Origin of the sequence: Streptomyces sp. CB03238, assembly GCF_002099185.1 — a bacterium.
Taxonomy (GTDB): Bacteria; Actinomycetota; Actinomycetes; order Streptomycetales; family Streptomycetaceae; genus Streptomyces.
This window is the reverse complement of record NZ_NBCN01000020.1, coordinates 133,390-147,338: the sequence shown is the minus strand read 5'-3', so window position 1 is coordinate 147,338 and position 13,949 is coordinate 133,390. Positions and strand designations below refer to the sequence as shown.

Sequence of the window (13,949 nt, the reverse complement as noted above, 5' to 3'; positions counted from 1 at the left end):
GAGGGCGGCCTCGTGGCGGCCCAGTGCACGGAGGGCCTGGCCCCGGCTGCCCACGGCCCAGTAGCTGTCCGGCGCGAGCCCGATGGCCCGGTCGAAGCCCACCCCCACCCCCACCCCCACCGCCTCCCGCGCCGGCCCCGCCGCCGCCACAGCAGCCGGAGCCGCCCCCGCCCCCGGAACCGACCCCCACCGCGACGCCGCGCCCCGCACCCCCACCCCCGACGACCGTCCCGCTGCCCGCCTACCGGCGAGCGCAGCGCGCCGAACCGGCGGGCGGCCCGTCCACGGTCACCGTGATGCTCCTGATCATGGCCCCCGCGGTGTTCGGCGCCGCCGTCCTGCGCCCCCGTTCCTCCCGCTAGCACCCGACCCGCTGACACCCGACCAGAACCCACCGCCCGGAGAACACCTTGTCGGAATGGCTTGTCCTGTCCATCGCGATGGCCGCCGCGTGCGCGGTCGTCCTGACCATCGTCGTGATCAACAACCGCCGCATCGGTGACGACGACGACCCGTCCGAGACCCCGGACGTCCTCGAGTACATGACGATGATGATCGGCGTGGTGTACGCGATCGTGCTGGGCCTGGCCATCGCCGGCGTCTGGGAGGGCCGCAGCGCCGCGCAGGAGAGCGTCCGTCAGGAGGCCCAGGCGCTGCACGAGGTGTCGGCCAGGGCGGAGGTCTGGCCCGCCGGGGTGCGCGACCGCATCCGCGGCGATGTGGACGCGTACGTCTCCCATGTCGTCGACACCGAGTGGCAGCACATGGCCGACCGGGGCGAGCTGACCGACGAGGGCACCGAGCTGCTGGAGCGGGTGCGGCGTGATGTCTCGGACTACCGCCCGGCCGACGACCACCAGGGCGAGGCGTACCAGCCGCTGGTGGACCAGGTGGCGGTCGCCGACGACGCGCGGAGCGCCCGGGCCGAGAACGCGGGGGCCACCATGCCGGGTGTGGTGTGGTTCGGCCTGATCACGGGAGCGCTGATCACGGTGGGGCTCATCTTCACGCTCCAGATCCGGCGTACGTTCCGCGAACTGCTGCTCGCGGGCCTGTTCAGCGCGCTGATCGCCTTCCTGCTGTTCCTGATCTGGGCCTTCGACGCGCCGTTCGGCCGCGGGGTCTCCGCGACACCCGATCCTTTCCTGAACCTCTTCCCCCACCTCGAACGCCTCGGAGGCTGAACGTCCGCCGTCCGGGGGACTTCGGTGCCCCATTCGCCCGCCTGAGATCGCGGCTGTGGTAAGGCGCTCCTAGCGTTTCCGGCATCGAGGTGCATATCAGACGCTTTGTGGAAATCCGTTCCGCAGCTGCTCCTCGGGACCCGGAGGATTGACGATGCGCGCGATAGGTGCCGCCTCCGCCGCTCTCCTCGGAGCGGCCGCTCTCGCCCTGACCGCCCCCGCCCCGGCGGTGGCTTCCGGAAAGTACGCCCCCGGTGACTTCGCCATCAGCCCCTCGACCGTCCAGCCGGGCGGCAGGGTCGTGCTCACGGCCCCCGGCTGCCCCGGCACCGCGATGGCGTCATCGGGCGTCTTCGACACGGTCACCATCCCGGCCGGCCGTTCCGCGACGGCCACCGTCGACTGGGACGCCAAGCGGGGCGCGGTCTACACGGTGTCCTTCACGTGCGCCGGTGGCACGCCGGGCACCGTCGACCTCACCATCGCCCGCGCCACCAGCACCCCGACCACCAGCTCGACCGCCGTGCCGACGGTGACCGCCACCCGGACGGTGACCCCCGCGGCGCCCACCCAGGGCGTACGCGGCGGTGTGGGCGGCAGCATCGGCGGCCTGAACGCCGGTGAGCTCGCGGCCGGGACGGCCCTGGTGGTCGCGGCTGCCACCGGGGTCATCTACATGCTGCGCCGCCGCGCCGAAAGTCGTCGCCACTGAGTGACGAAACCGCTCACGAGCCCGGCAAGCCCGTCGCCCCGAGTCCTGGTCGGTCAGGACTCGGGGCGACGGGCGTATTCGGCCGACCGGGAGGTTCGGCCGGTCAGACCTTTCCGCCGTTCACACGGCGACGGCGGCTGATGAACAGCCCGCCGCCGACGGCCGCCGTGGCTACCAGGGCGCCACCGATGGCCATCTCGGTGGAGCTCGGGGCCATGGAGCCGCCGATGCCGCCCCGGGCGCCGTGCCCGCGCACGACCGTGAAGGTCCGGGTGACCACCATGGGGTGGTCGCTGCACTTGACGGCCAGGTTGTACTGACCCGGCGTGGCGTGGTCGTAGATCCGCGGCGTGGCGGCCGAGTGACCCGAGGCGTTGACGGTGAGGGCCGTCTTGGGGAAGGCGTTGGACGTGACCGTGCCGCCGTGGCCGCACCCCATGGCGCTGACCGCGAGCTGGCCGCCCTGGTGCACCCGGGTCGGGGAGACCGTGACGTTGGTCGGACCGTTGTTGGCGACGGCCAGGGGGGCGCAGAGCCCGATGGCCGCGCCGGCGGTGGCGGCCACCGCGAGAGCGCGTGAAGCACGCATCGTTGAACCTCCAGTGGAAGACGCCCCGAAGCGGCGCTCCGGGAGATTCGACGAGTACGCCTTCCACCACGAACTTTCACAAGTCCGTCCTATTACCGCATTTCGGAACTCGTCCACCCCGGTGAGCCGACACGCCGACGTCCCGCGCGCTCATCTGACGGAGCCCCAGGTCACGGACCGTCAGGGGCCCCGGCGGGGATTCCGTACGACGACTACTCGGATGGGTCATCACCTCTGGCGCGTGCCACCCGTTCGCCCCTCCCCTGATCGCCTGTGCGGCGGGGCGCACTTAGCGTCGTACTACGCCGCGAAGGGAGAACCATGGGCCTGGACCACAGTGGCTTCGAGTCGAGGAGACGCTCACCGTGGGGCGCACTGGCTCTCGTCATGCTCACTGGTCTCGCGATGATGCGGAACGGCGTCGACCCGCAGCCCGGCCCGCCCCAGCCGGCTCCCGCCGCCGTCTCGGAGAGCCGCCGCGTCGGCGCGGCCCCGGTCCCGCCCGCCGGCCTGCGCCCGCTCGCGTACGCGCCCGCCTCCCGGATCCGGATCGAGTCGATCGAGGTCGACGCCCCGATCATGGACGTCGGGCTGGACCGGGACGGCTGGATCGACGCGCCCCCGGCCCAGGACCGCAACATGGCCGGCTGGTACCAGAACGGCATCTCCCCCGGGCAGCGCGGTACGTCGGTCATCGTCGGCCATGTCGACAACGAGGCGGGCCCTGCCGTCTTCTACGGTCTCGGGTCACTCAAGAAGGGCGGCCACGTGGAGGTCACGCGCTACGACGGGCGGGTGGCCGTGTTCGAGGTGTACGGCATCGAGGTCTTCTCCAAGGAGGACTTCCCCGGTGTGCGCGTGTACGGCGACACCGGGCACCCGGAGCTGCGCGTGATCACCTGTGGCGGCGGATACTCGAAGGCCAACGGCTACGACGGCAACGTGGTCGTCTTCGCGCGGATGGTGGCGACCCGCTGAGCGGCCGGCCGCTCAGCGGGCGCCGTACGCGCCTCACCGGCGCGGCACGGTGAGGTGGTAGCCGGCGGCCAGCAGCTCCGGCAGGTAGGCGCGCAGCGCGGCCACGCTCTGGGAGCGGTCGCCGCCCGCGTCGTGGGAGAGCACGACGACGCCGGGCCCTGCCCCGTCGAGCACCCGGCGTACGATCACGTGCGCGCCGGGCTCCTTCCAGTCCAGTGTGTCCACCGTCCAGGCGAGCGGCTCCATGCCCAGTTCGGCACCGATCTCGAAGGAGTGCCGGTTCCAGGCGCCGTAGGGTGCCCGGTACCACAGCGGCGGGGAGCCGAGGGTGCGCTCGATGATGTCGCTGGTGCTGCCCAGTTCGTCGCGGATGCGGGAGGGCCGGAGCCTGGGGATGAGCGGGTGGGACCAGGAGTGGTTGCCCACCACGTGCCCGTCGTCCGCCATCTCGCGCAGCAGCTCCGGGTTGACGGCCGCCATCTCGCCGCAGACGAAGAACATGGCGCGTACGCCGTGCTTGCGCAGCGTCCGGAGGATGGCGGGGGTGTAGCGGGGGTCGGGCCCGTCGTCGAAGGAGAGGACCATCGACCGGCCGGCGCCGGAGACCCGCAGGAAGGGCCGCTGCCGCACGGGCGGCAGGGCGCGGCGGTAGCGGGCCGGCGCGTACGCGGTCATCGGCTGGAGCCGGTACGAGGACGGCGCCAGGCGCGGGCCCCCCTGGACGCCCACCGGTGGGCCGGCCGCGCCGGGCGGTAGGGGGGCGGCGGGGCGGGGTGGTGCGCCGGTCCGTTCCAGGGCGAAGAGCCCGAAGGTCGTGGTGGCCCCGAGTGCGGCGGCGATGCGCAGCACCATCCGCCGCCCCGTAGGCAGTTGATCCTTTTTCATGACTAATAACTCGCATGGCGGATGCCCTGTGCCCCTGCCCCACACCGGCCGGGCAGCCGATTGCACCCGATGGGACCAGCAGGCGACCGGCGGGAACCGGCGGTGTGTGTCGTCTTCCGCCCGGGCCCGCGCTGGGCCATCATGATCCGCCGTCAGCCGATGCCGTCTGCGAAGAGGTGACGCTCATGGCCGGAATCCGTGCGGGGCGGGGAATTCTGCGCCGCAAACCCATCGCACTGATCGACGAGGGCGCCGAGGAGGAACGGCTCACCCGGACGCTGGGGCTGTGGCAGCTCACCGCCATCGGTGTCGGCGGCATCATCGGCGCGGGCATCTTCACCCTCGCCGGCACGGTCGCCAACGGCACGGCGGGGCCCGCCGTGCTCGTCTCGTTCCTGATCGCGGGGGTGGCCAGCGCGGCCGCCGCGTTCAGCTACGCCGAGTTCGCGGGGCTGATCCCGAAGGCGGGGTCGGCGTACACGTACGGCTACGCGGTGCTCGGCGAGCTGGCGGGCTGGTTCATCGGGTGGGACCTGCTGCTGGAGTACACCGCGATCGTCGCGGTCGTCGCCATCGGCATCTCCGGGTACTTCAACTTCCTGCTCGGCGAGGTGGGCGCGGAGCTGCCCGCCTGGATGCTGGGCGCGCCGGGGACGGGCGACGGCCACAAGGTCGACCTGTTCGCGGCGCTTCTGTGCCTGCTGATCGCGTATCTGCTCACGCTCGGCATCAAGAACGCGGCGCGCTTCGAGACGGTCGTCGTGGTGCTGAAGGTGCTGGTGGTGCTGCTGGTGATCGTGGTCGGCTTCTTCCACGTCAAGTCGTCCAACTACAGCCCCTTCTTCCCGTACGGAGTGGGCGGCGCGTTCACCGGTGCGGCGACGGTGTTCTTCGCGGTGTTCGGGTACGACGCGATGTCGACGGCGGCGGAGGAGTCCAAGGACGCGCAGCGGCACATGCCGAAGGCGATCATCTACTCGCTCGCCTTCTCGATGGTCCTGTACGTGCTGGCCTGCCTGGTCCTGACCGGGATGCAGAACTACACGGAGGTCGACAAGGAGAGCGGCTTCTCCACCGCGTTCAAGTCGGTCGGGCTCGGCGCGCTGGCGGACATCATCGCGGTGGGCGCGATCATCGGCATTCTGACCGTCATGTTCACGTTCATGCTGGGTGTCACTCGTGTGTGGTTCTCCATGTCCCGGGACGGGCTGCTGCCGCACTGGTTCGCCAAGACCCACCCGACACGGCACGTACCGACCCGCGTGACGTGGATCGTCGGTGTCGCGTCGGCGCTGATCGCGGGGTTCCTGCCGATCGGCGAGGCGGCCGAGCTGACCAACATCGGCATCCTGCTGGCGTTCGTGGTGGTGTGCGTCGCGGTGATCGTGCTCCGCTACCGGCGGCCGGACCTGCCGCGTACGTTCCGCACGCCCGGCATGCCGTTCGTGCCGGCCATCGGCGTGGTCTTCTCCATCTGGCTGATCACCTTCCTGCAGTGGCAGACGTGGGCCCGGTTCGCGGTGTGGTTCGCGCTGGGGCTGGTGGTCTACTTCGCCTACTCGTACCGCAAGTCCAACCTGGCCGGGGCAGAGGCCCGCGGCACGGCCCGGACGGACGAACCGCCCACCCCGTAAGCCGGCTCGGGCTACTCCCCCATCAGCAGGCCGTCCTTGGCCGCGCCGCGGCTGAGGGCGACCTGCTGGATGCGGTCGCGTACGCCGGTGAGGTTGTCGCCCGCCCTGATCGCGGCGTTGAGGTTGACCACCCGGCCCGTGCCGGTGTTGAACCACTGCGGGAGGAACTCCGCCTTCGCCACGTCCCAGCGGCCGCCGGGCGTGGCGGGCGGGGTGAAGGTGAAGCGGCCGATGGTGCCCTGGTTGCCGCGCGGGTCGAAGGCGCCGCTGTAGTTGATCATGTCGCCGGCGATCTGGTCGCCCATGCCGTAGATGATCCAGGTGCCGTTGACCTTCTCGTACGCCTGCGGGACGTGGGCGTGGGTGCCGAGGATCAGGTCGATGTCGGGGCGGCCGCCGGTCGCGGACGCGGTGAGGCTCCGGCCGAGGCTCAACTGCTGGGCGTCCGGGGCGGTCTGCCACTCCGTGCCCCAGTGCAGGCTGACCACGACGACATCGGCACCGGCGGCGCGGGCCGCCCGCGCGTCGGCGAGGATCTTGTTCTCGTTGATGAGGTTGACCGCCCAGGGCCTGCCCTGGGGCAGCGGAATGCCGTTGGTGCCGTAGGTGTACGCCAGGTGGGCCACCGTGGCGCCGCCCGCCTTGAGCAGGGTGGGCCGGGCGGCCTCGGCGGCGGTGCGGGCGGAACCGGCGTGGCGGACGCCCACCTTGTCCAGGGCGTCCAGGGTGCGGCCGAGGCCTGCGGCGCCGTCGTCCAGGGTGTGGTTGGAGGCGGTGGAGCAGGAGTCGTATCCGGTGGCGGCGAGCGCGGTGGCGACCTGGGGCGGGGACTTGAAGGACGGGTAGCCGGTGTAGGGGCCGCCCTCCTTGCCGTACACCGTCTCCATGTGGCAGATGGCCAGGTCGGCCTTGGAGACGACGGGCTTGACGCCGGAGAGCATGGGGCGGAAGTCGTAGCCGTTGCCGCCGGCGTCCGCCTGGGCCTGCCGGATGATCGAGGCGTGCGGCAGGACGTCGCCGCTGGCCACGAGCGTGAACCCGCCTGCGGGCGCGGCGGCGGGGCCGCCCGCCGATGAGGGCACGGGCGGGGCGGCCTGCTGGGTGCGGCCCGCCGGGACGGCGGCGCTGTGCGGCTCCGGCTCCGCACCGGCGCAGCCTGCCGCCGCGGAAAGAAGGACGGCGGCCACCGCCACCGTGGACCGTCGCATGCGTGTGGTGGTCATCAGCCGGACTCCGTGGGGCTTCAGGGGCTTGGGAGACGTGAGGTGCTCCCCTGAATCCCTACGGGAAATGAGGATCAGTCAATCCTTAAATACGAAAAATCATACAAACGCAGTGAAAGGGGATCTAACGGTCCACGTGACCGCTCACCGCACCATTCGCCGCTCGGTGTGACCGCTCGTCGCACATCCCGGTGCGGCGCCTGTCCCTGCGGGCCCGGATGCGTTCGTATACGCGTCGAGGGTCTGAGTACGGCGGGAAAGGGTGTGACGATGACGACGGCGACCACCGACGAGCGGGCCTTGGAGGAGCTCCAGCGTGAACACGGACCCGCGCTGTTGAGCTTTCTGCTCGGCCTGACCTACGGGGACAAGCAGCGCGCCGAGGACCTGCTCCAGGAGACGCTGGTCCGCGCCTGGCAGCACCCCGAGGCGTTCGAGGCCCCGTACGAGTCGATGCGCCCGTGGCTCTTCACGGTCGGCCGGCGCCTGGCGATCGACGCCCGCCGGTCCCGGATGGCCCGCCCCACCGAGATCGGGGACGGCGTGCTCGCGAGCACCCCCGACCCCTCGGACGTCACCGAGTCCGCCGTCGCCGCGCTCGACGTGCGCGCGGCGGTACGGGAGCTGAGCCCCGAGCACCGCGCCGTGCTCGTACGGATCTACTTCGACGGCCTGACCGTGAACGAGGCCGCGGCGGATCTGGGTATACCGGCCGGGACGGTCAAGTCGCGGTCGCACTACGCGCTGCGGGCGCTCGGCCGGTGCCTGCCCGGCTACAGCCGGACGCTCTCCGGCTCGCTCCCGTCCTGAACGCTCCCGCCCCACGCTCCCCTCCGGGCACACTGCCGCCCGTACGTCACGGCCCCGGCCGGAATGTAGGCGAAACCACACCGCCGAGTTGAGCAAAGAGCGGTCCCGGGCCGTGCCTGACGGTAGAGGCTCGTCGTCGAGGACCACACGCACACGCAGAACGTCCGGGAGAAGGTGGGAACGTTGCGGCCCGAGAGCACGAACGGCACCGGCGGGGGCGGGCTGGCCGTCCCGATGGCCTGGCTGTGTGCCGAGTACATCGCCGACGAACTGCTGAGAGCCGGCGGCCTGGTCGAACCCGGCTCCCTGGAGTACCAGGCGGGCCGCCGGACGCTGGCGCTCACCGTCTACCTGGGCGACGGAACCGACGACGCCTCCGGCGCGGGCGCCGAGGACCGGCTGGAGGAGTGGCTGACGCGCACGGCGCACGGCCACCCCTGGGAGGACTGGGTACGCGAACGGCTGGCCGCGCGGCGGGAGCGCGACGGAGACGAGGACGAGGGCCTGGCACTCGCCCGGGAGACCTGGCGCCTGCTGGAGGGCACGCACCTGCTCGCCACCGACCTGGGCGCGCTGTCGGCCGGCCCGGCTCCCGGGCTCGTGGTCGACGAGTCGGAGGCGGTGTGGCTGCCGTCATGGCGCCTGGGCCTCCCGCTCGGGCACCTGGCGCTGCGGCTGTACTGATCTGGGTCCGGTCGGCTCAGTGCGGCTGGACGGGACGTGCCCGGACCCTGTTGGGCAGGTCCTGGTGGCCGCCGCTGGCGAGCATCCGCACCTCGCCCCGGTCGCTTATCTCCGCCAGGACGATGCCCGTGTCGTCGGCGTAGACGGGGTGCCCGCCGGCCCCGGTGCGGTCCGTACGGTGCACCCGCACGACGTCTTCCTGCCCGAAGTCCAGCTCGTAGTGATCATGGATGCGCATGGTTGCCTCCCGGTGAGCGGTCGCCGCCATTGCACCCGCGTCCCCATACCGGGACTTTTCATGCCTGAACGGACGTGGGCGGATCGCGGTGGACACCCGGGCGGTACTTCGGGACACGGACCGTGACTTTCATGCCCGCACCGACGCCCGTCTCGACCACGAGGCCGTAGTCGTCCCCGTACACCTGGCGCAGCCGTTCGTCGACGTTGCACAGGCCGATGCCGGACGCCTGGGGACGCTCGCCCGCGAGGATGGCCCGCAGCACGTCCGGTTCCATGCCGACGCCGTCGTCCTCGATGGTGACGACCGCCTCGGCGCCCGCGTCCTCGGCCGCGATGGTCACCCGGCAGGTGGTGCGGGAGTCCTCCAGGCCGTGCTTGACGGCGTTCTCGACCAGCGGCTGAAGGCACAGGAACGGCAACGTCACCGGCAGCACCTCGGGCGCCACCTGGAGGGTCACCTGGAGCCGGTCGCCGAAGCGCGCCCCGGCGAGCGCCAGGTACTGCTCGATGGAGCGCAGCTCGTCGGCGAGCTGGGTGAACTCACCGTGCCGCCGGAACGAGTAGCGGGTGAAGTCGGCGAATTCCAGAAGGAGTTCGCGGGCGCGTTCGGGGTCGGTGCGGACGAAGGACGCGATGGCGGCGAGCGAGTTGAAGATGAAGTGCGGCGAGATCTGGGCGCGCAGGGCGCGGATCTCGGCCTCGATCAGGCGGGTACGGGACCGGTCCAGCTCGGCCAGTTCCAGCTGTACGGAGACCCAGCGGGCCACCTCCGTCGCGGCCCGTACCAGCACCGCCGACTCGCGCGACCCGTACGCGACGAGGGCACCCAGCACACCCTCCTCGCCGGTCAGCGGCGCGATCACCGCCCAGCGCAGCGGACAGTCCGGCTCGTCGCACGCCGCGCGCACGCTCTGGCCCCGCCCCGAGCCGAGCAGCTCGGCGACCCGTTCCATCACCTGGGCGCGGTGGTGGTCGCCGCCGGGGCCGTCCCAGGCGAGGACGGCCGTGCGGTCGGTGAGGCACAGCGCCTCCGTGCCGAGCAGCGAGCGCAGCCGGCGGGCGGCCTTGCGCGCGGTGTCCTCGGTGAGCCCGGCGCGCAGGGGCGGGGCGGCGAGGGACGCGGTGTGGAGGGTGTGGAAGGTGGCGCGTTCGACGGGGGTGCCGAGGTCCAGCACGTCCTTCCCGGTCCGCCGCGCGGTGAGCCGCCCGAGCGCGAACCCGGCGACGAGGAGGACGGCCCCGGCAGCACCGAGGGCGGCCAGGAGCGTGCCGCTCACCGGTCGGCCCCCCACGGGCGGGCGCGGTCCTCGGCGCGGTCCTCGGTGCGGGACTCGGCGCGGTCCTCGGCGCGGTCCTCGGCGCGGGACTCGGCGCGGGACTCGGCGCGGGACTCGGCGCTGCTGTGCCGGCGCACCTCCCAGCGGCCGCGCGGGCGCTGCTCCCCGCTGCCCTGCGGGCGCTCCACCGCTCTGCCTTGCGGCCGCTCCACCCTGCTGCCTTGCAGGCGCTCTCCGGGGCCGCCTCCCCGGCGCTCTCCCGGGTGGTCGCGGCCTCCCGGCTCCGGTTCGGTGCGTCCCTCGGTGCGTCCCTCGGCGCGTCCCTCGGTGCGTCCCTCGGCGCGCCGCGACGGGCGGCCGAGCAGGTCTTCGGGCAGGTGGAGCCGGGCCAGGATCGCGGGCGTGCCGGCCGGGACGCGGCGGGGCGTGGCGAGCGAGACGGCGACCATCGTCAGGAAGCCGAGCGGCACGGACCAGACGGCGGGCCACGCCATCAACGTGTGCGGCCACCCCTCCGGGGCGAGCCCCGCGCGGGTCGCCATCACGGCCGTGAGCGCGGCCCCGCCGCCCGCCACGAGACCGGCCATCGCGCCGGGCGGGGTGAGGCGCCGCCACCAGATACCCAGCACCAGCAGCGGGCAGAACGAGGACGCCGACACGGCGAACGCCAGCCCCACGGCGTCCGCCACCGGCACGTTCGTGGCCACCAGGCTGACCGCCAGCGGCACCGCCATGGCGAGCACGGTCGCCAGCCGGAAGTGCCGTACGCCGCGCGAGGGAAGCACGTCCTGGCTGAGCACCCCCGCCACCGACATGGTCAGCCCCGACGCCGTCGACAGGAACGCCGCGAACGCCCCGCCCGCCAGCAGCGCGCCCAGCAGCTCACCGGCCGTCCCTCCCACCACCCGGTCGGGCAGGACGAGCACGGCGGCGTCCGCCGCGCCGCTGAGGGCGAGTTCGGGCGCGTAGATCCGGCCGAGCGCGCCGTACACCGGGGGCAGCAGGTAGAAGGCGCCCACCAGGCCGAGGACGACGAGCGTGGTGCGGCGCGCGGTGCGCCCGTCGGGGCTGGTGTAGAAGCGGACCGCGACGTGCGGCAGCCCCATGGTGCCGAGGAACGTGGCGAGGATCAGCCCGTACGTGGCGTACAGCTGGTGGCCGTCGTGGCCGCCCGCCAGCGGCTGTGACCAGCCGACCGGATCGGTGCCGGTAGCGCCCCGCTCGGGCACGTGCGCGCCCTCGGGGAAGCGCAGGGTGGTCCCGGCCTCGACACGGTGGCTCCCCTCGGCGAGCGTGACGCGGTCCTCCTCGTACGCGGTGGAGTCGACGCGCCCGGAGACGGTGAGGGTCAGCGGCGCGTCCACGTCGATGCGTACGGTGTCGCCGACCGTCACGGCGGTGTGCTCGCGGAAGACGGCGGGCGCGTCGAACCGGGCGCGCGGCGCGTCGTCGCCCCACCAGGCGGAGACCAGGAACAGGGCGGGGACCAGCAGGGCGGTGAGCTTGAGCCAGTACTGGAAGGCCTGCACGAAGGTGATGCTCCGCATCCCGCCCGCCGCCACCGCGCCCGTGACGACGACGGCGACGACGAGTCCGCCGACCCAGTCGGGCGTGCCGGTGAGGATCTCCAGTGTCAGGCCCGCGCCCTGGAGCTGCGGCAGCAGGTACAGCCAGCCGATGCCGACGACGAAGAGGCTGGCCAGCCGGCGGGCCTCGGGCGATTCGAGGCGGGCCTCGGCGAAGTCGGAGAGGGTGTACGCGCCGGAGCGGCGCAGCGGGGCGGCGACCAGCACCAGCAGGACGAGGTAGCCGGCGGTGTAGCCGACCGGGTACCAGAGCATGTCGGGGCCCTGGAGGAGGACGAGTCCGGCGATGCCGAGGAAGGAGGCGGCGGAGAGGTACTCGCCGCTGATGGCGGCGGCGTTGAGGCGGGGGCCGACGGTGCGGGAGGCGACGTAGAAGTCGGAGGTGGTGCGGGAGATGCGCAGACCGAGCGCGCCGATGAGCACGGTGGCGAGGACGACGGCGGTGACGGCGGCCACCGCGTAGGTCTGGTTCACGTCCGTTCCACGCCGGCTCAGCGGCCTTCCACGAGGCCGGTGAAGTCGCGTTCGTTGCGCTCGGCGCGGCGGACGTACCAGCGGGCGATGAGCCAGACGACGGGGTACGTGCCGACGCCGAGGACGGCCCAGACGAAGGGCTGGGCGGTGCCGGGCCCCAGGGCCGCCGGGAGGGTGAACAGCAGGGGCAGCGAGCCGACGAGCAGGGCGAGGGTGCCGAGCGCGTAGAGCGCGGCGCGCAGCTGGCTGCGCATCAGGGACCGTACGTAGGTGTGGCCGAGGGTGGTCTGCTCGCTGATCTCGGAACGGGCGGGCGCGTGGCCCGGGGGGCGGCGGGCGGAGCGCGGCACACCGGTGACCGTCTCGCGGCGGGGGCGGCGCGCGGGCTGCTGGGCTGCGGGCATCGGCGTCCGTGGGTGGGCTCGGCTGGGGCGGCCGGCTGGGCGGCCGGCTCGGATGGTGGAGTCTACGCAGAAGCCATTACCGAAGGTAGACCCCGGTTTCGCGTCAGTTGTCGGTCCGCCGGCCGGCGTCGCCGAGCGCGATCTCCAGCTCGACGTAGGACTCCTCGGCCCGGCGGAACGCCACCTCCAGCGCGGCGGCCGTGCGGGGCCCGACCAGCCCGTGCGTCGACTCCTGGATCTCGTACAGCACGTCGGCCCAGCGTCCGGCGGCGCTCTTGACCCCGGCGAGCAGCGCCTCGGCCTCGCGCGGGCCGCCCGGCCGGAGGCCCGGCAGGGCGCGCAGTTCGGCGAGCAGCGCCTCGATCTCGACGGTCACGGTCCGGCCCCCTCTCCGGTGATCAAGGGTAGGCGCCACACGCCACGCCCCCTGAGCCCGGCCCGCCGCCGGTCGCCGAACGGCACGGACCACGCGTCGAGCGGTCGGCCCCGTGGCCGGTCCGGCGGCTCGTGTCAGCCGCGTGCCTGGCGCAACAGCAGGTCGCGCAGCTGGCGGGCGTGGCGGCGGCTGACGGCGAGCTCGGCGCTGCCGACCCGGACGGTGGTCGTCCCGGCGTCGAGGCGCAGTTCGTCGATGCGGCGCAGCGCGACGAGGTGGCTGCGGTGGATCCGTACGAAGCCGCGCGCCGCCCACCGCTCCTCCAGCGTGGACAGCGGGATGCGGACCAGGTGGCTGCCCTCGTCGGTGTGCAGCCGCGCGTAGTCGCCCTGCGCCTCGACGTACGCGATGTCGTCGACGGCCACGAACCGGGTGACGCCGCCCAGTTCGACCGGGATCTGTTCGGTCGCCGTACCGGCGATCGCGGGTTCGGCGAGGTCGCGGACGCGGCGTACGGCCTCCGCCAGGCGTTCCTTGCGGACCGGCTTCAGGACGTAGTCGACGGCCTTGAGGTCGAACGCCTGGAGGGCGAACCCCTCGTGGGCGGTGACGAAGACGATCAGCGGGGGCCTGGCGAACCCGGCTATCAGCCGGGCGATGTCGAGGCCGGTGAGCCCGGCCATGTGGATGTCGAGGAAGACGACGTCGATGGCGTCCTCGCCGTCGGGTCCCGCTTCCAGGGCGCGGCCGATGCGGCGCAGCGCCTCGGTCGCGTCGGTGGCGCCCTCCGCGCTGCGCACCCTCGGGTCGGAGCGGAGGAGGTAGAGCAGCTCCTCGAGAGCGGGCTTCTCGTCGTCGACGGCCAGTACGCGCACCATGGTGCGGAGTGTAGG

At 72.9% G+C, this 13,949-nt stretch carries 14 protein-coding genes and 1 pseudogene; 6 read left to right on the top strand and 9 right to left on the bottom strand.

Annotation, left to right across the window (positions count from 1 at the left end; all coding sequences use genetic code 11):
* Positions 1 to 410: 410 nt before the first annotated feature.
* On the top strand, positions 411 to 1,184 hold the full coding sequence (locus BKD26_RS29935; protein WP_084904651.1) for a DUF4239 domain-containing protein: 774 nt from the start codon (positions 411 to 413) through the stop codon (positions 1,182 to 1,184).
* Between the two features lie 154 nt (positions 1,185 to 1,338).
* Positions 1,339 to 1,896 (top strand): hypothetical protein, encoded by a 558-nt coding sequence (locus BKD26_RS29930; protein WP_084904648.1) that lies wholly within the window; start codon positions 1,339 to 1,341, stop codon positions 1,894 to 1,896.
* Positions 1,897 to 1,999: 103 nt separating this feature from the next.
* On the opposite strand, the gene BKD26_RS29925 is transcribed toward BKD26_RS29930, so the two are convergent.
* Positions 2,000 to 2,485, bottom strand: coding sequence for a hypothetical protein (locus tag BKD26_RS29925; protein WP_084904645.1), 486 nt, complete (start codon positions 2,483 to 2,485; stop codon positions 2,000 to 2,002).
* Between the two features lie 321 nt (positions 2,486 to 2,806).
* On the opposite strand from BKD26_RS29925, the gene BKD26_RS29920 reads away from it, so the two are divergent.
* Positions 2,807 to 3,463, top strand: coding sequence for a class F sortase (locus tag BKD26_RS29920; RefSeq protein ID WP_084904642.1), 657 nt, complete (start codon positions 2,807 to 2,809; stop codon positions 3,461 to 3,463).
* Positions 3,464 to 3,496: 33 nt separating this feature from the next.
* On the opposite strand, the gene BKD26_RS29915 is transcribed toward BKD26_RS29920, so the two are convergent.
* Positions 3,497 to 4,348: a polysaccharide deacetylase family protein gene (locus BKD26_RS29915; RefSeq protein WP_084904638.1), complete on the bottom strand. Its 852-nt coding sequence runs from the start codon at positions 4,346 to 4,348 to the stop codon at positions 3,497 to 3,499.
* 185 nt (positions 4,349 to 4,533) lie between these two features.
* On the opposite strand from BKD26_RS29915, the gene BKD26_RS29910 reads away from it, so the two are divergent.
* A complete protein-coding gene (locus BKD26_RS29910) occupies positions 4,534 to 5,982 on the top strand; it encodes an amino acid permease (protein ID WP_084904635.1) in 1,449 nt (482 codons plus the stop codon).
* 11 nt (positions 5,983 to 5,993) lie between these two features.
* Here BKD26_RS29910 and BKD26_RS29905 read toward each other — a convergent pair whose 3' ends face one another.
* The gene (locus BKD26_RS29905; RefSeq protein ID WP_084904632.1) at positions 5,994 to 7,205 is read right to left on the bottom strand and encodes a CapA family protein; all 1,212 of its coding nucleotides are present in this window, start codon (positions 7,203 to 7,205) and stop codon (positions 5,994 to 5,996) included.
* 270 nt (positions 7,206 to 7,475) lie between these two features.
* Between BKD26_RS29905 and BKD26_RS29900 the strand changes: the two genes are divergently transcribed.
* Together BKD26_RS29900 and BKD26_RS29895 are read left to right on the top strand one after the other, a co-directional pair.
* Positions 7,476 to 8,015, top strand: a complete 540-nt coding sequence (locus BKD26_RS29900) for a sigma-70 family RNA polymerase sigma factor (RefSeq protein ID WP_073759906.1) — start codon at positions 7,476 to 7,478, stop codon at positions 8,013 to 8,015.
* Positions 8,016 to 8,198: 183 nt separating this feature from the next.
* Positions 8,199 to 8,699, top strand: a complete 501-nt coding sequence (locus tag BKD26_RS29895) for a hypothetical protein (protein ID WP_084904628.1) — start codon at positions 8,199 to 8,201, stop codon at positions 8,697 to 8,699.
* A 16-nt stretch (positions 8,700 to 8,715) separates the two neighbouring features.
* On the opposite strand, the gene BKD26_RS29890 is transcribed toward BKD26_RS29895, so the two are convergent.
* The 6 genes and pseudogenes from BKD26_RS29890 to BKD26_RS29865 all read right to left on the bottom strand — a co-directional run bounded on the left by BKD26_RS29890 (position 8,716) and on the right by BKD26_RS29865 (position 13,934).
* Positions 8,716 to 8,937 (bottom strand): DUF6296 family protein, encoded by a 222-nt coding sequence (locus BKD26_RS29890; protein WP_073759534.1) that lies wholly within the window; start codon positions 8,935 to 8,937, stop codon positions 8,716 to 8,718.
* A gap of 58 nt (positions 8,938 to 8,995) precedes the next feature.
* Positions 8,996 to 10,216, bottom strand: coding sequence for a histidine kinase (locus BKD26_RS29885; protein ID WP_084904680.1), 1,221 nt, complete (start codon positions 10,214 to 10,216; stop codon positions 8,996 to 8,998).
* Positions 10,217 to 10,578: 362 nt separating this feature from the next.
* Positions 10,579 to 12,276 (bottom strand): annotated as a pseudogene (locus tag BKD26_RS29880) (cation acetate symporter); the annotation flags it as partial.
* A 17-nt stretch (positions 12,277 to 12,293) separates the two neighbouring features.
* Positions 12,294 to 12,680: a hypothetical protein gene (locus BKD26_RS29875; RefSeq protein ID WP_084904625.1), complete on the bottom strand. Its 387-nt coding sequence runs from the start codon at positions 12,678 to 12,680 to the stop codon at positions 12,294 to 12,296.
* 103 nt (positions 12,681 to 12,783) lie between these two features.
* Positions 12,784 to 13,056 carry a hypothetical protein gene (locus BKD26_RS29870; protein WP_084904622.1) on the bottom strand — a complete coding sequence of 91 codons (273 nt, stop codon included), beginning with the start codon at positions 13,054 to 13,056 and terminating at the stop codon, positions 12,784 to 12,786.
* A 134-nt stretch (positions 13,057 to 13,190) separates the two neighbouring features.
* On the bottom strand, positions 13,191 to 13,934 hold the full coding sequence (locus BKD26_RS29865; protein WP_084904619.1) for a LytTR family DNA-binding domain-containing protein: 744 nt from the start codon (positions 13,932 to 13,934) through the stop codon (positions 13,191 to 13,193).
* Positions 13,935 to 13,949 lie beyond the last annotated feature (15 nt).